Here is a 17,658-nt window from a genome sequence, read left to right as displayed (position 1 = left end):
TTTTGGAAAAGCCTAAAAAGCTCCCTTGATAACTTCAATCTCCGTCACTCTCTCCTGCCGGTCCAGCCATACGGCCACCACATCAAAACGGCAGGGACGGTTGCTCAAACCGTGCCTGCTAAGGTAATAATTAGCCAGGCGGCGCAGGCGCAACTGTTTGCGGACGTCAACCGACTCCTGGGGTGTACCGAAGGTGCCTGAAGAGCGGGTGCGTACCTCGACAAAAACAACTTCCTCGCCGTCGGCCGCAATGATGTCTATTTCCCCCAGGGGGCAGCGGTAATTGCGCGCCAGCAGCCGGTAGCCATAGCGTTCTAAATAAGCAGCGGCGGCCGCCTCGCCTCGCTGGCCGCGCCGCCGCCGCGCCATAGTCATGGCTATGCACCTCTTCTCAAGGTATCTTCTCAAGGCATAAAGAAGGACATTGCCGAGTTCATGGCATAATCGGTCAATGGGGTCGGGTAAATCCCCAGGATGAAGAGGACCAGCAGGGATACCACCATGGCTACCTGGAGGCCGGGAGCTACCCGCACCGGCCGGCTCCCCTCCGGCGGATTACCCAGGTACATGGCCTTGGCCACCAGCAGGTAGTAGTAGACAGAGACCATGCTCATGAGGATACCGAGGATGGCCAGCCAGATATAACCCCGGGAGATAATGGACATGAACAGGTAAAACTTACCTACAAACCCGGCCATGGGCGGTATCCCGGCCAGGGACAGGAGGGAAAAAAGCATTACCGCCGCCACCAGGGGCGAACGCCTGGCCAGGCCGGCATAATCCTTGATCTCATCGCTCCCCTCGGTGTTGTAGAAAGCCGTGGCCGCCATAAAGGCGCCCATGTTACCGAAGACGTAGAGCATAGCGTAGTACATGATGGCCCCGATGCCTAAGACCGAGAAGGAAACAACGCCCAGGAGCAGGTAGCCGGCCTGGGAGATGCTGGAATAGGCCAGCAGCCGCTTGATATTGGTCTGGGGGATGGCCACCAGGTTCCCCAGGACCATGGTCAGCACTGCCAGGGCGATAAAGAGCTGCACCCAGAAGTTGTGCAGGTCCGGCAGGGCCCCGAAAAACACTCGCACCAGGGCGGCAAAGCCGGCGGCCTTGGAAGCCACCGACAGGAAACCCGTTACCGGCGTCGGTGCCCCCTCATAAACATCGGGAGACCACATGTGAAAGGGTACGGCCGTTACCTTAAAGGCAAAGCCGGCGAGGAGAAAGATAGTTCCCAGGAGGAGGGCCGGGCTGGCACCACTGGCCGCTACCGTCTGGCCAATCTGCTTGATTACCGTACTGCCGCTGGCCCCATAGACCAGGCTCAAGCCGTACAGGAGAATGGCCGAGGACATGGCCCCCAGCAGGACGTACTTGATACCGGCTTCGGCCGATTTGGCATCATTCAGGTGATAGGCGGCCAGGATACAGAAGGTAATAGTCATCAGTTCCAGGCCCAGGTACAGGCTAATCAGTTCGCCGGAAGAAGCCAGGACCATCATCCCCAGGGTCGCCAGCACCAGCAAAGCATAATATTCTCCCTGGTTAAAGCCCATCTTTTCCACATAATCAAAGGAACAAACAGCAGTCAGGAGGGCCGCGGCCAGGAATAAAATTTTAAAATAGGTGCCGAAGGGGTCGATAACATAACCGCCCAGGACTACCCCGCTGGCATCCCGCATGCTGAAGGCAGCCACCATCAGGCCGGCCAGGCCGGCGGCAGCTACATAGCCAATACCCCGGCGATCGCTTTTAGGTACCAGGAGGCCTAAAGCCAGCAAGCCCAAACCCAACGCTGCCGTTAAGATTTCCACCGTTAGTAGATAAAGATTTGCCATTAGAAAATACCCCCTATCGCCTTCGCAGCTTCTATCTTAGCTACGAGCGGGGCTATACCGCTATTAATCATGTCAATCTGGAGGGAGGGCAACAAGCCAAAGAGGATCAGGGTGGCCACTAAAACGACAATGGGCACCATCTCAACGCCATGGGCATCCTCAAGGTGATCCCATTCGGTTTTCCGCGGGCCAAAGAAGGTATTCTTGACCACCCTTAAAACATAGGTGGCCGTTATGACAATACCTGATATGGCCATGATTGAAAGGATCCGGTAGGATAGGAGTCCGCCCAGTAAAGACTGTTCCCGGGTAAAGGAACCCATGAAAATAAGAAACTCGGCCACAAAGTTATTGAGTCCCGGCAGTCCCAGGGATGCCAGGCCGCCAATGAGGAAGCCGGCCGCTACCCGCGGCATCTGGTGGGCCAGGCCGCCAAAGCGGGCAATTTCCCTGGTATGGGCCTTATGGTAAACATTGCCTACCAGGGCAAAGAAGAGGGCCGTCATGATGCCGTGGGCAAACATCTGGGCTACGGCTCCGTTCAGGCTCAAGGTATTGAGGGCGGCTATCCCCAGCAGGACGTACCCCATATGGCTGACGCTGCTGTAACCGATAACAAACTTGAGGTCTTTCTGGACCATGGCAATCATGGCCCCGTAGACGACATTAACTATACAGAGTACGGCAATGAGGGGCGCCCAGTATTTGGCTCCTTCCGGGAAGAGGAAAACGCCCACCCGGATAAGACCGTAGGCCCCCAGCTTCATTAAGACACCGGCATGAAGCATACTGACAGCCGTCGGTGCGGCCACGTGGCCGTCCGGTGACCACAGGTGCAGGGGCCAGATGGGCACCAGCACCCCAAAGCCGATTAACATCAAGAAGAAAACAAATTTCTGGAAGCCCAGGTCATACTTGACCGTGGCCAGGGTCTGGATGTCAAAGGTGGCATGGCCTAACTGTTGCGCACCGTACAGGAAGGTGGCAATAATACCAATCAGGGCGAAGGCGCTGCCGACCAGGAGGTACAGGGTCAGCTTCATGGCCGCATATTCTTTCCTGGTACTGCCCCAAATACCTATTAAAAGGTACATGGGGATCACCGCTACCTCGAAGAAGAGGTAGAAGAAAAAGAGATCGCGGCTGATAAAGACGCCGAAAACCCCCGTCACCAGCATTAACAGGAAAATAAAGAATTCCTTCACCCGTTTGGTCATATCCCAGGAAGCAAAGACGCCGGTAAAGATAACTATGGCCGTCAGCAGTACCATCGGCATGCTCATCCCGTCGACACCGACGGAATAATTAATACCAAAGGCCGGTACCCAGGTAATATCCTGGAGGAATTGCAGGCCCCCCCGGCCGTGATCAAAGAGCACATAGGCCAGGATGGCCAGCACCAGGGATACAAAGGTGGCCACAGCGGCGGTAATCTTAATGGTTAGCTCTTCTCTTTCCGGGATTAGCAGGATCAAGAGGAGCCCCACCACCGGGGCCAGCATAATGGCCGTCAAGATGGGAAAATTCACTGGATCACCCCTCCTAACACCGGTGCCGCCATCCAGAGGGCAATAATCACGACGGCGGTGAAGATCACCAAGGCATAGGTCTGCAGGTTCCCCGTCTGGAGGAAGCGCAGTTTCTGGCCCGAGATACGAGTCAAATCGCCGACACCGTCAAAGATGCCGTCAACCACATGGCGGTCGTGCCAGTTAAAGGCTTCAGACAGTCCCAGGACAACACGGCGGAAAAGCCACATATAGATTTCGTCGATATAAAACTTGTTCACTAATAACGTATAGATGCTGCGATAACGGGTCGCCAGTTTTTCCGGAACGTCGCTGGGACGGCCATAGAGCAACCAGGCCAGGCCAATACCCGCCAAGGCTACCAGCGTCGAAAGCAACATGACGGCATAGTTTGGTTCCACATGATGGGGTTCACCATAATAAACAAAGGTGCTGAACCCGTGGCTGGCAAATGGTGTCCCCACGAAACCTGCCACCACCGAAAGTACGGCCAGGATAAGTAAAGGTATGGTCATGGTCAAGGGGGACTCATGGCCATGGAGGCCGGCGCGCCTGTTGCCAAAAAAGGCCACGAAGATCAGGCGGAACATATAAAAGGCCGTCAGGAAGGCTACCAGGGTGCCCAAGATATAAAGGCCGGTAAAGCCATGGTCAAAGGCAGCGGCCAGAATTTCATCCTTGCTCCAGAATCCGGCCAGGGGCGGGAGCCCGGCCAGGGCTAAAGCAGCAATAATAAAGGTGCTGGCAGTAACCTTCATATCCTTGTACAAGCCACCCATGCGGAAAATGTCCTGTTCTTCCAGGGCATGGATCACGCTGCCTGCCCCCAGAAAAAGGAGGGCTTTAAAGAAGGCATGGGTCATGAGATGGAACATGCCGGCCGTCATGCTGCCTACGCCCATGGCCATGACCATGTAGCCCAGCTGGCTCATGGTCGAGTAGGCCAGGATCCGCTTGATGTCCCGCTGGGCAACGGCAATGGTGGCCGAAAATAAAGCCGTAAAGCCGCCCACATAGGCAACTAGCAGCATGATGCCGGGCAGGCTGGCAAAGAGGACAAAGGCCCGCGCCAGTAAATAGACACCGGCAGCCACCATGGTCGCGGCGTGAATCAGGGCACTCACCGGCGTGGGGCCTTCCATGGCATCAGGCAGCCAGACGTGCAGGGGAAACTGGGCCGACTTGCCGATGGGGCCGATAAATACCAGGGCTGCCGCCAGGGCTAAAAAGCCAGTATTTTGATAGCCGGGAATGGCCTCGGCCAGTTCCCGGAAATTAAAGGTACCAAACATGGCAAAGAGGAAGAAAAATCCCAGCATAAAACCGAAGTCGGCCACCCGGTTGGTGACAAAGGCCTTCAACCCGGCCCGGGCTGCCGAGTGTTTATGATAGTAAAAGCCAATAAGAAGGTAAGAGCAAAGTCCTACCAGTTCCCAGAAGAAAAAGATCATAAAGTAGTTATTGGCCAGGACCAGGCCCAGCATGGAGGCGCTGAAAAGGGACAGGTAACTGAAGAAGGAAGAAAAGCCCGGGTCGCCGTGCATATAGCCTACCGAGTAAATTTCCACCAGCAGGGCCACCAGGGTAACTACCAGGAGCATTACTGCGGCCAGGGGGTCAATCAAGATCCCGGCCTCAATCTTTAAAAGTCCCGGGATCTGGAGCCACGGGGCAGCATACTCCACCGGTTTTTCCATAGTTACACCGAGGAGAAAAACTTCCCGTAATACCCCTACGGCCATGACAAAGCTGGCAGCAATTGCAGCAATAGCCACCAGGGCGCTTAAAAGGCGCACTTTCCGCGTCAGGAAGATAATGATGGGAAAGGCAACGGCGGGAAAAACCGGTATCAACCAGGCATACTTGATCACGGGATATCACCTGCCTTATTGACAAATTACCATCTCAACCAGTCAAGGTCATCAACGTTGCTATCCAGGCGCCGGCGGTAGATATTTAAGACCAAGGCCAGGCCAACGGCTACTTCGGCTGCGGCCACGACAATGACAAAAATGGCAAAGACCTGGCCTGTCACCCGGGCCGGTTCTAGGAAATGGTTAAAGGCTACCAGGTTAATATTAACGGCATTAAGCATTAACTCGATTCCCATTAAAACGGCGACGGCATTTCTCTTGGCCAGGGCACCAAAGAGACCGATGCAGAAAAGCAGGCCGCCCAGGGCCAGGTAGTGATTTAAGGTAATCACTGGTCCTGTTTCCCTCCCCTCGCCAGGAGTATAGCCCCCACCATGGCCACCAGCAAGAGTACGGCCGCTATTTCAAAGGGGATGGCAAAATGGCCCAGGAAAGCATCGGCAATGGCCCCCACATTACCTGCCGGAGCCTGACCGGGAGTAGCCGTCCAGGCCATGCGGCCCGTGGCCAGGGTGATCACGATAAACAGGGCCAGGGAAACAACCGCAGCCGCCAGGTAATTGACATTAAACAGGTTGCTGGCCCGGATGTCCCCCCGCCGGGTGAGCATGACGGCAAAGACAATAAGAATGGCAACGGCGCCGGCATAGACCAGCAACTGTACGGCTGCCAGGAACTCGGCATTGAGGAGGATATAGAGCCCGGCAACGCCGACAAAGGTCAAGACCAGGTACAGGGCGCTGTGCACGATATTTTTTAAGAGGACGACCGCCAGGGCGGAGGCGATGATGATAGCCGCCAGCAGCCAGAAGAAAAGGGCACTCATATCAGGCACCTTTTTTCACCTCCGCTGCCGGGCCGGCCAGCAGATCCTGCTCGGTATCCTCATAGCGATAGCAGGCCAGCTCAAAGTCAGGCTGCCAGTGCAGGGCATCCTGGGGACAACTTTCCACACACAGGCCACAGAAGAGGCACTGGCCAAATTTCACCCGGTAACCGGTAAGCCGGCGCTTCTTCTGCTCGTCGCGCTCGCTCTCGATAATAATGACATGATTGGGACAGGCACTGGCGCACAGGCCACAGGCAATGCATTTCTCCCTGTCCAGGCGCAAGGAACCGTGGGAAGCCGGGGGCAGGTTGGGCCGCCGTTCTGGATACTGTTCCGTTACTGCCTTGCCAAAACAAAAGTGCCAGGTAATGCTTAAACCCTTCAGCAAACCTTGCCCGAACATCCTACCACCTCCCCAGGGTTAGCAGCTGGTAAATCTTAATGCCCACACCGGTCACCAGGATGTTGGCCAGGGACAGGGGTAACAATACCTTCCAGTTAAAGCTCAACAGGTGGTCGATGCGGATCCGGGGAAAGGTCCAGCGCACCCACATGAAGATGAAGATCATAATATAGACTTTAATGAGGAACCATAACCACGAGGGCAACCACGGCCCGTGCCAGCCCCCCAGGAAAAGGGTTACCGCCAGGGCCGAAACGCTGACCAGGTTGGCATACTCTGAGAGATAAAAGAGGGCGTAGCGCATCCCGGTATATTCCGTATAGGGACCGGCGATAATCTCCTGCTCCCCCTCGACCAGGTCAAAGGGGGCGCGGTTCACTTCCGCCGTGGCCGCAATAAAGTAAATAAGAAAGGCCACCGGCTGGAGCAGGATATACCAGACCTTTTCCTGAGCAGCAACAATCTGGGAAGTCTGCAAGGAGCCGGCCAGCATAATCACCCCCAGCAAAGAAAAGGTCAGGGGGATTTCATAACTTACCATCTGGGCCACCGAGCGCATACTCCCCAGCAGGGCGTATTTATTGTTGGCCCCCCAGCCGCCCATTAAAATGGCTATGGTCGTGGTCGAGGCCACTGCCAGGAAATAAAAGACGCCAATATTTAAATCAACAGGTATCATCCCTTTGCCAAAGGGAATGATGGCATAGACCATGACCGCCGGGATAAAGATTATTACCGGCGCAATGATAAAAATCCATTTATCGGCCCCGCGAGGTATAATATCCTCCTTGCCCAGGAGCTTTACGGCATCGGCTACCGGCTGGAGGAGACCATGGGGACCCAGGCGATTGGGCCCGAGCCGCTGCTGCATATAAGCGCTTACTTTCCGTTCCAGGTAAATCAAATAAATGGCATTAAGAAAGATAAAGGCTAAGACACCCACCAGGTACATAAGTCCCATCCCCAGGGTCTGGACCCACGGCGGTGCCCCGGCAAGTAGCCCCTTTATATAGGCGGCTATGCCAGTAAAAATATTTTCCATAGCCATCTATCCTCTCCCTTTAATCAAAACTCCCGTTCACCGGTCAACCTCACCCAGAACAATATCAATAGAGGCGATGTTGACAACAAAATCCTGGATATTACCGCCTTCGGCTATTCTGGGCAAAGCACCTAAATTAACAAAGGAGGGGCTGTGAATGTGCAGGCGGTAGGGCTTATTGCCGCCGTCGCTTACCAGGTAAAAGCCCAAAATTCCTTTAGCGCCCTCGATCTGGTGGTAAACTTCTCCCTTGGGCGGTTTAATCACCCGGGGCACTTTGGCCATTACCGGCCCGCCGGGGAGTCCTGCCATGGCCTGGCGGATAATGCGGGCGCTCTGTTCCATCTCCAAAAGGCGAATAACAAAGCGGTCGTAGCTATCCCCGTTGTTTAAAGTGGGGATATCGAATTCGAAGCGGTCATAAATACCATACGGCCGCGCTTTACGCAAATCAAAGGGCAGCCCGCAGGCGCGAAGATTAGGCCCCGTGATGCCATAGGCCAGGGCCGTCTCCAGGTCAATCTTGCCCACGCCCTGGCAACGGGCCTTGAAGATTTCATTACCGGTAATCAGGCCGTTCATTTCCGCGATCATCTGGGGCAGGTCGTCTAAAAAAGCTTCCAGGGCCGGTAAGAAGCCCGGCGGGATGTCGGCAGCCACGCCGCCAATACGCATATAGCTCACCGTCAGGCGTGAGCCGCAGGTCATCTCAAAGAGATCTAATATCCGCTCCCTTTCCCGGAAAGGGGGAAACCATGCCGTCCAGCCGGACACATCCAGGGCCATGGAAGCCACCATGATCATGTGGCTGGCTATCCTGGACAGCTCGGCCATGATTATGCGCAGGTACTCAGCCCGCTCCGGCACTTCAATATCCATCAGTTTTTCTACCGTCTGGACATAACCCAGGTTGTTCAGCATCCCTGCCAGGTAATCGAGGCGGTCGGTGTAAGGGATGACCTGGGTGTAGGTGCGGTCTTCAGCCAGCTTTTCTATGCCCCGGTGCAAATAACCAATAATATTTTCGACCTTGACTACTTTTTCACCATCCAGGGTTAGAAGGGCCCGGTAAACGCCATGGGTACTGGGGTGCTGGGGGCCCATATTAAGCTCGATTTCCTGGGTCAGCAAATCTTCCCTGGCAACGGCCATGACCTATTCCCTCCCTTCTTCCGCATTTAACTGGAAATCCTTCCGCAAAGGATGGCCGGTAAAATCATCGGGACAGAGGATGCGTTTCAGGTTGGGGTGCCCTTGAAAAATGACCCCCATGAGATCATAGACTTCCCGTTCCTGGACATCGGCTGCCGGCCAGATAGCAGTTAGCGAAGAAACTTCCGGGTGCTGGCGGTTGAGGTTCACCTTAACCCTTAGCTCCCTGGCTTCCGGCACGGCCAGCAAATGGTATACCATTTCTATCCGTTTTTCATCGCGGAAATCTACAGCTGTAAGGTCGGCTAAAAAATTAAAATCATGCCTCTCCTTTAACTCCTTCATTACCGCCAGCAACTGGTCGGCCGGTACAACCAGGGCCGGCATGTCACCGCCTTCCTCCCCTTGAATACCAGGGAAGAGGCGTTGCAATTCTTCAATTAAACCGTTCATTTCACTTCACCAGCACTGCTTTAGGATTGATTACTTTTTTCTTTAGCTGCAGGAGGCCGTTAATCAAAGCCTCCGGCCGTGGGGCACACCCGGGAACATAGACATCCACCGGCACAATAGTATCTACTCCGGGCACAACGTTATAAGAATCCACAAATGGGCCGCCGCTGATGGCACAGCTCCCCATGGCGATAACCCACTTTGGCGCCGGCATCTGCTCGTAGAGGCGCCGTAAAAGGGGTGCCATTTTTTTCGTTACCGTTCCCGCCACAATCATCAAATCAGCCTGGCGCGGCGAAGGCCGGAAAACTTCGTAACCAAAACGGGCAATATCATAACGGGCGCCGCCGGCAGCCATCATTTCAATGGCGCAACAGGCCAGGCCGAAGGTTAGCGGCCAGAAGGAATGGGCCCGGCAGAAATTTAGCATATAATCCACTGTTGACAGGATAACATTATCAGGTACTTCAGGCTCTGGCGGTTTTAATCTGGCTACAGCCACTTTAACGCACCCTCCTTCCAGGCATACCAGAGGCCAATTACCAGGATGCCGATAAAAATAATCATTTCAATAAAAGCGAATAGCCCCAGAACTTGAAAACGTACCGCCCAGGGGTATAAAAAAACAGTTTCGACGTCAAATAATAAAAAGACCAGAGCATAAAGGAAGTAACTGATTTTAAACTGGACCCACGTTGGTCCCTGGGTTTCCAGGCCGCATTCATAGGTGGCCACCTTGTCCCCCACCGCTCTTTCCTTGGGGCGGAGGAGCCAGTTGGTTGCCAGAGCGGCGATGGCCGTAGCTGCCCCGCCAACCAGGAAAATGGCTATTATCCCATACTGCTGCAACATCCTTGGCACCTCCTTTCCATAATGGGCCCCCATAACCTTTGGCAATACTCTAATACTTATTCGCCATATTTATGGAAATCCCTGCTTTTCACCACCAAAGCGTTTTTAAAACTTAAGCGGTGCAGTGAAGTGGGGCCTAGATAGGCCAGGGCACGCCGGTGTTCTGGCGTTGGGTAACCCTTATTTTCAGCCAGGCCATAGCCTGGAAAAACAGCGTCGTAGGCCACCATCAGTTCATCCCGGGCCACCTTGGCCAGGATCGAGGCGGCCGCAATGGAGGCGCTTAACGCGTCGCCGCCTACCAGTGACGTTTGGGGTACAGGCAGACCCGGTAGTTTCAAGCCATCAACTAAAACGTGGTCCGGCTTAATGGGTAAAGCCATGAGGGCCCGCCACATGGCCCACCGGGAGGCCACCAGGATATTCAGGCAATCAATCTCTTTAACCGAAGCCCAGCCAACGGCCCAGGCCAGGCTGGCTTTTTTAATTGTCCCCGCCAGTTCCTGCCGTTTGCGGGGTGGTACTTTTTTCGAATCATTGAGGCCGGCGATAAACAACCCCGGTGGTAAAATAACGGCAGCAGCAGTTACCGGCCCGGCCAGGGGACCACGGCCGGCTTCATCCAGGCCGGCTATATATACGGCACCCTGGCGCTGTAAGCGCCGCTCCCAGGCGTAAAGGGCATCTACCCGTTCCTGCTCCTCCAGGCTTACACCCTGCACTTCGACCACCTGTTTTACCACCTATATAAGATTACCACCACTTAAGCCATGTTTCAAGGCATAAAGGGCCGCCTGGGTACGATCGCTAACGCCAATTTTATGAAAGATATTCGTTAAATGGTTTTTTACCGTTTTTTCACTAATATATAAGTCCCGGGCGATCTCGCGGTTTGACTTCCCCAGGCTGACGTGAACTAAAATTTCCCGTTCCCTTGGCGTTAAAGGTAGCCCTGCATCAGATAAAGTAACAGGCAGGTCCTTCTTCTGGATATAATCAATTACCTTGGGGGCAATGCCGGGGTGAATTACCTGGTACCCCTGGGCTACCTGGAAAATAGCTTTGACCAGCTCTTCCGCGCCGATGTCCTTAAGGACATAGCCGGAGACCCCGGCCCTTAGCAATTCAATAACATATTCCTCGTCATCATGAATGGTCAGGGCCAGGATGCCGGTTTGGGGCAGTTCCCGGCGGATCACTTTGGTGGCTTTGATACCATTTAAACCCGGCATGTTAATATCAATTAAAATTACGTCCGGACGATGGCGCCGGGCCATGGCAATGGCTTCCTGCCCGTCCCTGGCCTCGGCAACCACCTGGATACCCGGCTCTAATTCCAGGATCTTGCGGATGCCTTCCCGTACCAATGGGTGGTCATCAGCAATGACAATGGTAATCTTGCTGGCTGGCACAACTTCCACCCCCTCCCTGCTGTTGCGGTATAACGGTGGCAACTGCCTCGTAAAAATAATGACGCTCTTCAGCCAGTTTGCACCGCAGCCTGGCTTCTTCCACGCGGGCCGCCGCGGCGATGCTGTAGAGGTAGTAGTGCATAATCACGGTAGCTCCAGGGTAAAGCGCCCTAAATATCCTGCCCGGAAATCATTAACCAGGGCCAGGGCCGTCTTTTCCTGGTCAACTATACCGCCGGGCAGGAGATAACCACGCCGGCGACCGATGGCCTCGAGTAAATTAGCACCCTCTGCCTCCTGCCTGGTGATACCGTATCTTGTCACCAGTACTTCCGGGGCTTTACCGAGTAAAAATTCACCCACCAGATTAGCTATCTCGGTAACGGGCAGGATACCTTCCGGGGCACAACCAATGGCTCCCAACCACAGGGCCGTCCCCGGTTCCTGCCAGTGGGACCAGAGGACACCCGGGGTATCTAAGAGTTCCATATTACCCTCAATACGGATCCACTGGGGCCCGCGGGTAATCCCGGGCCGGTCACCGGTACGGGCCGCTCCCCGTCCCGCCAGGCGATTTAACAGTGAAGATTTACCGACATTGGGTATCCCGAGGGCCATCACCCTTAATGGCCGCGCCCGCAGTCCCTTTTGAGCCAGTTTTCCCCTTTTTTCCTTCGCTGTACCGGCCATTTGCTGGCGTAAAGCCCGCACGCCCTCCCCTGTCCGGGCATTGACGGCTACGGCAGGCGTACCCCCCGCCTGGAAGACTTCCAGCCAGCGCGCCGTGGCCACGGGGTCAGCCAGGTCGGCCCTGGTTAAAACCAGAATCCGCGTCCTGTTGCCAAGAATTGTCCCCAGGTCAGGGTAACGGCTGGCAGCAGGCAGCCGGGCATCGGCTACTTCCAACACAATGTCAACAAACTTCAGGTACTGGCGCAAGGACTTTATTCCTGCCGGCATACTGCCACCCACCCTGAAAATGGAGGTCTGAGCCTGGTAGTTACGCCTCAGGCGTCATGGGTGTCTACCTGATAAGTCCGATATGGTTTAAGGGCCAGAAAACCAAAACCGCTTTGCCGATAATGAGCTTCCTGTCCAGGGTCCCCCATACCCGGCTGTCGGCACTGTTATTGCGGTTATCTCCCATCATAAAGTAGTTGTTGGGCGGTACTTTTACAGGGCCAAAGTCACTGTAAACTACTCCCGGCGGTAAATAGCTTGCCCGTGGCTGGGGCTGGCCATTGATATAGAGGACATTGTTCCGCGCCTCAACGGTATCCCCCCCCACGGCTACTACCCGTTTGATATAATCACGGCTGGGATCAAGGGGGTAACGAAAAACCACCACATCACCGCGCTGGGGTTCCCCCAGGCGGTAGGCCAGGCGGTTAACAATAATCCGGTCCCCGGGGTAAAGGGTGGGTTCCATAGACGGTGAAGGAATATAAAAAGGTGTAAAAAGAAAGCTCCGGATGACTAGAGCTAAAACAGCGGCGATTACCAGGGACTGGAGTAAATCCCACCACCAGGACGAACCCTTACTTTCCCCCGCCATACTCTTACTTTCCTCCAATGGTTGACGCCCCCTATTAGTCAAACACGGGACTGATTTGAGCACCAGTCCCGTTGTTCGACTATGTTACCTCTCTTCTTTAATCCGGGCAGCTTTACCAGTCCGCTCGCGCAGGTAGTAGAGCTTCGCCCTCCTGACCCGGCCATGCCGTACCACTTCAATCCGGTCAATGCGCGGTGAATGGACGGGGAAAATCCTCTCTACCGCCACACCATAGGAAACCCTCCGGACGGTGAAGGTTTCATTTATACCCCGCCCCCGGCGGCCAATGACTGTACCTTCAAAAACCTGGATGCGCTCCCGGTTGCCTTCAATCACCTTGACATGTACCCGTACTGTATCCCCGGGTTTAAAGTCGGGTATATCTGAACGCATTTGTTCTTTTTCCAGGGCTTCAATGATATTCAACTTAACCCCTCCTTTCCCTGCCAGTAACACCAGCGATTATTATACCACAGGTTTTAACCAGGAAACAACTTTAAGAGTGGACCACGGGCCAAAGAGCAGCCAGGCCTCCAACCAGTGCCGAAATAAGTTTATTCTCCCTGCAGCTCTTCATTCTCAGCACGGCGGATAATATCCACCAGGAGGCGCCGGTCTTCCGGGCTTAACTCTAACTTCGCCAGCAAATCCGGCCGCCGCCGCCAGGTACGTTCCAGGGCCTGCTGCCGCCGCCAGAGTCTTATCTGTTCATGATTTCCCGATAGCAAGACTTCCGGTACCTCCAGGCCGCGAAAGGAACGAGGCCGGGTATACTGGGGATATTCCAGCAGGCCCATGGCAAAGGAATCCTCCGTGGCCCCTGCCGGGTCTCCCAGCACCCCGGGCAACAGGCGGGTAACGGCGTCGATAATGACCATCGCCGGTAACTCGCCGCCCGTCAGGACATAATCACCAATTGATACTTCCCGGTTTACCAGGAACTGCCTGACCCTTTCATCGACTCCTTCATAATGGCCGCAAATGAGGATCAGGCGTTCCTGCCGGGCCAGTTCACTGGCCAAGGCCTGGTTAAAGACTTCGCCCTGGGGCGACAAGAGGATGATGGGTGGCCTGACCGCGCCTGCCCCGGGTAACAAAGCCTCCACAGCCAGGAAGATGGGTTCGGCCTGCATGACCATCCCCGGCCCGCCGCCAAAGGGATAGTCGTCGACACTGCGGTGTTTATTCCTGGCGTAGTCCCGGATATCAACCAGGTTAACGGTTAAATGGCCCTGTTCCCGTGCCCGCTTGATGATACTGGTATTTAAAAACCCGGTGAACATTTCGGGGAAAATGGTCAGCACATCAACCCGCAAGGGTCAGGCCTCCTAATCTAGCAAACCCGGTGGCAGGGCGACGCTAATTTCCCTCCTGGCCAGGTCAATTTTACGCACGACCTCTTTTAAAGCCGGTATCAGTATTTCCTTCTTCCCGGCGCCCTTGACGACATAGACATCGTTGGCGCCGGTGGTTAACACATCAGTTAAAGTTCCCAGGAAATCGCCGCCGGTAGTATAAACCCGGCTACCCACTAACTGGAATATATAATAATGCCCTTCCGGGAGGGGTTCCACTTCCCAGGGTTCTACCTTGAGAAGCGCCCCGCGTAAAGCTCCGGCCTGGTCGGCATCATTAATTTCCGCCAGCTTTAGGATCAGGTGCCGGCCGTGAGGGCGGGCCCTGGCAACTGTCACCGGCCTTATCTCTTCTCCCCGCTGGAGGATCAGCCTGGTCCCGGGCCGGAAGCGGCCAAGAAAGTCCGTCCAGGGTTCAACTTTTACTTCCCCCCGGACACCATGGGTAGCCACAATTTTACCGACGCCAATCCTGTCAAGGCCCATCTCTACTGGATAATCTCCACCACCACGCGCTTGCCCTGGTGGGCAGCGGCGGCTTTGACCAGGGTACGGATGGCCCGGGCGATACGCCCCTGCTTGCCAATGACCTTACCCATGTCCTCCTGGGCCACCCTGAGCTCCAGGATAACTGATTTTTCTCCTTCTACCTGGTTAACGCTGACCTGATCGGGGTGATCTACCAGGGCCTGGGCCAGGGTCAATAACAATTCCTTCATTAAACTTTCCCCCCTACTTAGCTTCCCTGGCAGCAACAAATTTCTGCCAGACACCAGCTTTTTTCAACAGGGCACGCACTGTTTCTGAAGGTTGCGCTCCCGTGCTCAGCCAGCGCAGGGCTTTTTCCTCATCCACATTGATTTCAGCGGGTTGTTTGACGGGGTTGTAGTAACCTATCTCTTCAATTACCCGGCCATCGCGGGGTGAGCGGGAATCGGCTACTACCACCCGGTAAAAGGGTGCTTTTTTAGCCCCCATGCGCTTTAAGCGGATCTTAGTTGCCATGTTCAGTCACCTCCTTTTAAAAGGGGAAAGGGAAGCGGCCTTTCATTTTTTTCTTACTACCGCCTTCGGTGAAAAGGTGCATCAGCTTTTTAGCTTCATCAAACTGGCGCAGCAGGCGGTTTACGTCCTGGACCCGGGTACCGCTGCCGGCGGCAATGCGCTTTTTGCGGCTGCCGTTAATGATGGCCGGGTTGCGCCTCTCCTCCGGGGTCATGGACTGGATAATGGCTTCGGTATGGATCATTTCTTTTGGGTCAATCTGGAGATCTTTTAGCTGCTTCATTTTCCCGGCGCCGGGTAACATGCTTATAATTTCATCCAGGGGACCCATCTTCTTCATTTGTTTCATCTGCTCCAGGAAATCTTCCAGGGTAAACTCCTGCTGGCGGATCTTCCTCTGGAGTTCTTTCGCCCTCTCTACATCAAGATTGGCCTGGGCCTTTTCAATGAGGCTCAGGACATCCCCCATCCCCAGGATGCGGGAAGCCAGGCGATCCGGGTGGAAGGTCTCCAGGGCCTCGGTTTTTTCCCCCATGCCGGTAAATTTTATGGGGCAACCGGTCACAGCCCGGACGGACAGGGCGGCACCGCCGCGGGTATCGCCGTCCAGTTTGGTGAGTATTACCCCTGTCAGGCCCAGCTGCTGGTGAAAGGTAGAAGCCACCTGGACGGCATCCTGGCCGGTCATAGCATCTACTACCAGGAGAATCTCCTGGGGTTTAACCGCCTCTTTAATGGCGGCCAGTTCAGCCATCATGGCTTCATTAATATGCAGCCGGCCGGCAGTATCCAGGATCACAGGGTTACTGCCAACCTTACGGGCGTGCTCTACCGCGGCCCGGGCAATATCTACTGGATTGCTCCCTTCCCCCATGCTGAATACCGGTACCTTTAACTGCTCCCCCAGGACCTGGAGCTGCTTGATGGCCGCGGGACGGTAAACATCGGCAGCCACCAGCAGGGGCCGCCGGCCCTGGTTTTGCACCAGGCGGGCCAGTTTGGCAGCAGTAGTTGTCTTACCGGCGCCCTGCAAGCCCACCAGCATTATAACCGTCGGCGGCTGGCTGGCCCAGTTGATTTTACTCTCGCTGCCGCCCATGAGGGCCGTCAGCTCCTCATGGACAATCTTAACCACCTGCTGGCCGGGGGTCAGGCTCTGCATGACTTCCTGGCCGACGGCCCGCTCCTTGACCCGGCTGATAAAATCTTTGACCACCTTGAAGTTGACGTCGGCTTCCAGTAAAGCCAGGCGGATTTCCCGCATGGCCGCGCTGACGTCGGCTTCAGTGAGCTTTCCTTTACCGCGCAGTTTCTTGAAAGTTTCCTGTAGTTTGTCGGCCAGGGAAGCAAAGACGGCCACCTGTTCCACCCCCTTGGTTACTGATTTTCCGGGTCACGAGTTATCCAAGTTAAATGTTACTTAACCGGTCACCCCGGCCCCTCTCCCTACCATCACCGCTCCATCTCCGTTTTATGGACGATAGTACGTTTATGCCTCGCGATCGGTAACCTGCGCCTTGTTTAATTTTTTCCCATACTGCCCTCAGGCAGATCCAGGAGCTGCTGCAGGATCCGGCCAGCCTCAACCAGCTCTCCCTCACCACCACCCAGGCGGTAGTTATCCAGGTGCCTGATAGCTGCTGCCAGCTGCTCCCGCAGGGCCAGATCCCGCTGCAGGTACCCCAGGCGGGCTTCGTAATCCTCCAGGGCTTTGACGGCTCGCTGCAGGCCGTCATAAACGGCCTGGCGGCTGATCCCCTCTTCATCGGCTATTTCCCCCAGGGAAAGGTCGTGGTGGTAGTGGAGTTCCAGCCAGTGCCTCTGCTTGGGGGTGAGGAGAGGGCCGTAAAAATCATAGAGGCGCGCCACCCGGGCCAGTTCGTCGAGCATGAGCACCACCGAAAAGAATTATAGGGCACATTCCTGGAGGTGTCAAGGGCAGGGCTTTGACAGGCAGGAAAGATAGAAAAATACCGCCTAATATACGGCAGCAGTCTTTTAAAATATTTTTTGTCTCAAGCGCTCGTATTCTTCAGTTTCGATTTTGATATCACGTAATATCTTGCGGATTAAACCTCTCCCCAAATCTTCAATTTTTCGCTTTCGCGATACTTCATTCCACTTGCTTCCAGGCATAATCTAATAGCTTCACTGATACGAGTTTCCAGGTCATTCAAGTTGTCAGCCTATGACAACCGGGCAACGCGGGGACTGAAGCGTAAGCGTCAAATACAGCCCACCTTGGCACCAATCGCAAGTATAGGGGATAATCCTCTTCAGAACACAAGCTGAGGAGGATTTTTTGTTATGACCAAAGCCGAACGGCAAGCACTATGGGAAACCCGGATAGCCGAATACAAGA

Annotated in this window: 24 protein-coding genes; all 24 read right to left on the bottom strand. The window is 54.9% G+C overall.

All coding sequences use genetic code 11. From position 1 onward, the window contains the following. Positions 1 to 12: 12 nt before the first annotated feature. Positions 13 to 375: a YraN family protein gene (locus tag MOMUL_RS08165; protein ID WP_062283876.1), complete on the bottom strand. Its 363-nt coding sequence runs from the start codon at positions 373 to 375 to the stop codon at positions 13 to 15. 29 nt (positions 376 to 404) lie between these two features. Continuing rightward, positions 405 to 1,835, bottom strand: coding sequence for an NADH-quinone oxidoreductase subunit N (locus tag MOMUL_RS08160; RefSeq protein WP_062283875.1), 1,431 nt, complete (start codon positions 1,833 to 1,835; stop codon positions 405 to 407). Beyond that, positions 1,835 to 3,364 carry a complex I subunit 4 family protein gene (locus tag MOMUL_RS08155; protein ID WP_062283872.1) on the bottom strand — a complete coding sequence of 510 codons (1,530 nt, stop codon included), beginning with the start codon at positions 3,362 to 3,364 and terminating at the stop codon, positions 1,835 to 1,837. The genes MOMUL_RS08160 and MOMUL_RS08155 overlap by 1 nt, the downstream gene beginning before the upstream one ends. Continuing rightward, positions 3,361 to 5,235 carry an NADH-quinone oxidoreductase subunit L gene (nuoL, locus tag MOMUL_RS08150; protein WP_062283869.1) on the bottom strand — a complete coding sequence of 625 codons (1,875 nt, stop codon included), beginning with the start codon at positions 5,233 to 5,235 and terminating at the stop codon, positions 3,361 to 3,363. The genes MOMUL_RS08155 and nuoL overlap by 4 nt, the downstream gene beginning before the upstream one ends. A gap of 26 nt (positions 5,236 to 5,261) precedes the next feature. Beyond that, a complete protein-coding gene (gene nuoK / locus MOMUL_RS08145; RefSeq protein ID WP_054937381.1) occupies positions 5,262 to 5,570 on the bottom strand; it encodes an NADH-quinone oxidoreductase subunit NuoK in 309 nt (102 codons plus the stop codon). Further along, positions 5,567 to 6,064, bottom strand: a complete 498-nt coding sequence (locus MOMUL_RS08140) for an NADH-quinone oxidoreductase subunit J family protein (protein ID WP_062284186.1) — start codon at positions 6,062 to 6,064, stop codon at positions 5,567 to 5,569. The genes nuoK and MOMUL_RS08140 overlap by 4 nt, the downstream gene beginning before the upstream one ends. 1 nt (position 6,065) lies before the next feature. Continuing rightward, positions 6,066 to 6,470 (bottom strand): NuoI/complex I 23 kDa subunit family protein, encoded by a 405-nt coding sequence (locus MOMUL_RS08135; protein ID WP_062283867.1) that lies wholly within the window; start codon positions 6,468 to 6,470, stop codon positions 6,066 to 6,068. A 1-nt stretch (position 6,471) separates the two neighbouring features. Beyond that, a complete protein-coding gene (nuoH, locus tag MOMUL_RS08130; RefSeq protein WP_062284184.1) occupies positions 6,472 to 7,512 on the bottom strand; it encodes an NADH-quinone oxidoreductase subunit NuoH in 1,041 nt (346 codons plus the stop codon). Positions 7,513 to 7,548: 36 nt separating this feature from the next. Further along, complete coding sequence (locus tag MOMUL_RS08125; RefSeq protein WP_062283864.1) at positions 7,549 to 8,664, bottom strand: NADH-quinone oxidoreductase subunit D; 1,116 nt, start codon at positions 8,662 to 8,664, stop codon at positions 7,549 to 7,551. Positions 8,665 to 8,667: 3 nt separating this feature from the next. Then, the gene (locus tag MOMUL_RS08120; RefSeq protein WP_062283861.1) at positions 8,668 to 9,117 is read right to left on the bottom strand and encodes an NADH-quinone oxidoreductase subunit C; all 450 of its coding nucleotides are present in this window, start codon (positions 9,115 to 9,117) and stop codon (positions 8,668 to 8,670) included. A 1-nt stretch (position 9,118) separates the two neighbouring features. Next, positions 9,119 to 9,619, bottom strand: coding sequence for an NADH-quinone oxidoreductase subunit B (locus MOMUL_RS08115; protein WP_153018318.1), 501 nt, complete (start codon positions 9,617 to 9,619; stop codon positions 9,119 to 9,121). Next, positions 9,610 to 9,969 (bottom strand): NADH-quinone oxidoreductase subunit A, encoded by a 360-nt coding sequence (locus MOMUL_RS08110; RefSeq protein WP_062283856.1) that lies wholly within the window; start codon positions 9,967 to 9,969, stop codon positions 9,610 to 9,612. Before MOMUL_RS08110 ends, MOMUL_RS08115 begins: the two co-directional genes overlap by 10 nt. A gap of 56 nt (positions 9,970 to 10,025) precedes the next feature. Continuing rightward, on the bottom strand, positions 10,026 to 10,700 hold the full coding sequence (rnhB, locus tag MOMUL_RS08105) for a ribonuclease HII (protein ID WP_236713046.1): 675 nt from the start codon (positions 10,698 to 10,700) through the stop codon (positions 10,026 to 10,028). A gap of 12 nt (positions 10,701 to 10,712) precedes the next feature. Next, positions 10,713 to 11,381 carry a response regulator gene (locus MOMUL_RS08100; protein ID WP_062283852.1) on the bottom strand — a complete coding sequence of 223 codons (669 nt, stop codon included), beginning with the start codon at positions 11,379 to 11,381 and terminating at the stop codon, positions 10,713 to 10,715. Continuing rightward, positions 11,347 to 11,529, bottom strand: a complete 183-nt coding sequence (locus MOMUL_RS16585; protein ID WP_161484982.1) for a hypothetical protein — start codon at positions 11,527 to 11,529, stop codon at positions 11,347 to 11,349. The genes MOMUL_RS08100 and MOMUL_RS16585 overlap by 35 nt, the downstream gene beginning before the upstream one ends. Further along, positions 11,526 to 12,341, bottom strand: coding sequence for a ribosome biogenesis GTPase YlqF (gene ylqF / locus MOMUL_RS08095; protein WP_062283848.1), 816 nt, complete (start codon positions 12,339 to 12,341; stop codon positions 11,526 to 11,528). Before ylqF ends, MOMUL_RS16585 begins: the two co-directional genes overlap by 4 nt. 64 nt (positions 12,342 to 12,405) lie before the next feature. After that, positions 12,406 to 12,936, bottom strand: a complete 531-nt coding sequence (gene lepB, locus MOMUL_RS08090; RefSeq protein WP_062284178.1) for a signal peptidase I — start codon at positions 12,934 to 12,936, stop codon at positions 12,406 to 12,408. A gap of 84 nt (positions 12,937 to 13,020) precedes the next feature. Beyond that, the gene (gene rplS / locus MOMUL_RS08085) at positions 13,021 to 13,362 is read right to left on the bottom strand and encodes a 50S ribosomal protein L19 (protein WP_054937389.1); all 342 of its coding nucleotides are present in this window, start codon (positions 13,360 to 13,362) and stop codon (positions 13,021 to 13,023) included. A 128-nt stretch (positions 13,363 to 13,490) separates the two neighbouring features. Continuing rightward, positions 13,491 to 14,252 carry a tRNA (guanosine(37)-N1)-methyltransferase TrmD gene (trmD, locus tag MOMUL_RS08080; protein WP_062283845.1) on the bottom strand — a complete coding sequence of 254 codons (762 nt, stop codon included), beginning with the start codon at positions 14,250 to 14,252 and terminating at the stop codon, positions 13,491 to 13,493. Between the two features lie 12 nt (positions 14,253 to 14,264). Then, a complete protein-coding gene (gene rimM, locus MOMUL_RS08075) occupies positions 14,265 to 14,777 on the bottom strand; it encodes a ribosome maturation factor RimM (RefSeq protein ID WP_062283842.1) in 513 nt (170 codons plus the stop codon). Positions 14,778 to 14,779: 2 nt separating this feature from the next. Continuing rightward, positions 14,780 to 15,010 carry a KH domain-containing protein gene (locus MOMUL_RS08070; RefSeq protein WP_054937392.1) on the bottom strand — a complete coding sequence of 77 codons (231 nt, stop codon included), beginning with the start codon at positions 15,008 to 15,010 and terminating at the stop codon, positions 14,780 to 14,782. 13 nt (positions 15,011 to 15,023) lie between these two features. Beyond that, positions 15,024 to 15,296 carry a 30S ribosomal protein S16 gene (gene rpsP, locus MOMUL_RS08065; protein ID WP_054937393.1) on the bottom strand — a complete coding sequence of 91 codons (273 nt, stop codon included), beginning with the start codon at positions 15,294 to 15,296 and terminating at the stop codon, positions 15,024 to 15,026. A 16-nt stretch (positions 15,297 to 15,312) separates the two neighbouring features. Continuing rightward, positions 15,313 to 16,656 (bottom strand): signal recognition particle protein, encoded by a 1,344-nt coding sequence (ffh, locus tag MOMUL_RS08060; RefSeq protein ID WP_062283840.1) that lies wholly within the window; start codon positions 16,654 to 16,656, stop codon positions 15,313 to 15,315. Between the two features lie 161 nt (positions 16,657 to 16,817). Beyond that, on the bottom strand, positions 16,818 to 17,186 hold the full coding sequence (ylxM, locus tag MOMUL_RS08055) for a YlxM family DNA-binding protein (RefSeq protein WP_062283837.1): 369 nt from the start codon (positions 17,184 to 17,186) through the stop codon (positions 16,818 to 16,820). Between the last annotated feature and the right edge of the window lie 472 nt (positions 17,187 to 17,658).

The sequence above is a fragment of the Moorella mulderi DSM 14980 genome (assembly GCF_001594015.1).
In the GTDB taxonomy this organism is placed as follows: Bacteria; Bacillota; DSM-521; order Neomoorellales; family Neomoorellaceae; genus Neomoorella; species Neomoorella mulderi.
Note: the sequence above shows the minus strand (reverse complement) of the source record. Positions and strands in the feature narration are given on the sequence as shown.

What these genes read in the sequence shown, in the direction of transcription:
- MOMUL_RS08165 (WP_062283876.1), bottom strand. Translation starts at nt 375, where the DNA reads ATGACTATGGCGCGGCGGCGGCGCGGCCAGCGAGGCGAGGCGGCCGCC.
- MOMUL_RS08160 (WP_062283875.1), bottom strand. Translation starts at nt 1,835, where the DNA reads ATGGCAAATCTTTATCTACTAACGGTGGAAATCTTAACGGCAGCGTTG.
- MOMUL_RS08140 (WP_062284186.1), bottom strand. Translation starts at nt 6,064, where the DNA reads ATGAGTGCCCTTTTCTTCTGGCTGCTGGCGGCTATCATCATCGCCTCC.
- MOMUL_RS08135 (WP_062283867.1), bottom strand. Translation starts at nt 6,470, where the DNA reads ATGTTCGGGCAAGGTTTGCTGAAGGGTTTAAGCATTACCTGGCACTTT.
- nuoH (WP_062284184.1), bottom strand. Translation starts at nt 7,512, where the DNA reads ATGGAAAATATTTTTACTGGCATAGCCGCCTATATAAAGGGGCTACTT.
- MOMUL_RS08125 (WP_062283864.1), bottom strand. Translation starts at nt 8,664, where the DNA reads ATGGCCGTTGCCAGGGAAGATTTGCTGACCCAGGAAATCGAGCTTAAT.
- MOMUL_RS08120 (WP_062283861.1), bottom strand. Translation starts at nt 9,117, where the DNA reads ATGAACGGTTTAATTGAAGAATTGCAACGCCTCTTCCCTGGTATTCAA.
- MOMUL_RS08110 (WP_062283856.1), bottom strand. Translation starts at nt 9,969, where the DNA reads ATGTTGCAGCAGTATGGGATAATAGCCATTTTCCTGGTTGGCGGGGCA.
- ylqF (WP_062283848.1), bottom strand. Translation starts at nt 12,341, where the DNA reads ATGCCGGCAGGAATAAAGTCCTTGCGCCAGTACCTGAAGTTTGTTGAC.
- lepB (WP_062284178.1), bottom strand. Translation starts at nt 12,936, where the DNA reads ATGGCGGGGGAAAGTAAGGGTTCGTCCTGGTGGTGGGATTTACTCCAG.
- rimM (WP_062283842.1), bottom strand. Translation starts at nt 14,777, where the DNA reads ATGGGCCTTGACAGGATTGGCGTCGGTAAAATTGTGGCTACCCATGGT.
- MOMUL_RS08070 (WP_054937392.1), bottom strand. Translation starts at nt 15,010, where the DNA reads ATGAAGGAATTGTTATTGACCCTGGCCCAGGCCCTGGTAGATCACCCC.
- rpsP (WP_054937393.1), bottom strand. Translation starts at nt 15,296, where the DNA reads ATGGCAACTAAGATCCGCTTAAAGCGCATGGGGGCTAAAAAAGCACCC.
- ylxM (WP_062283837.1), bottom strand. Translation starts at nt 17,186, where the DNA reads ATGCTCGACGAACTGGCCCGGGTGGCGCGCCTCTATGATTTTTACGGC.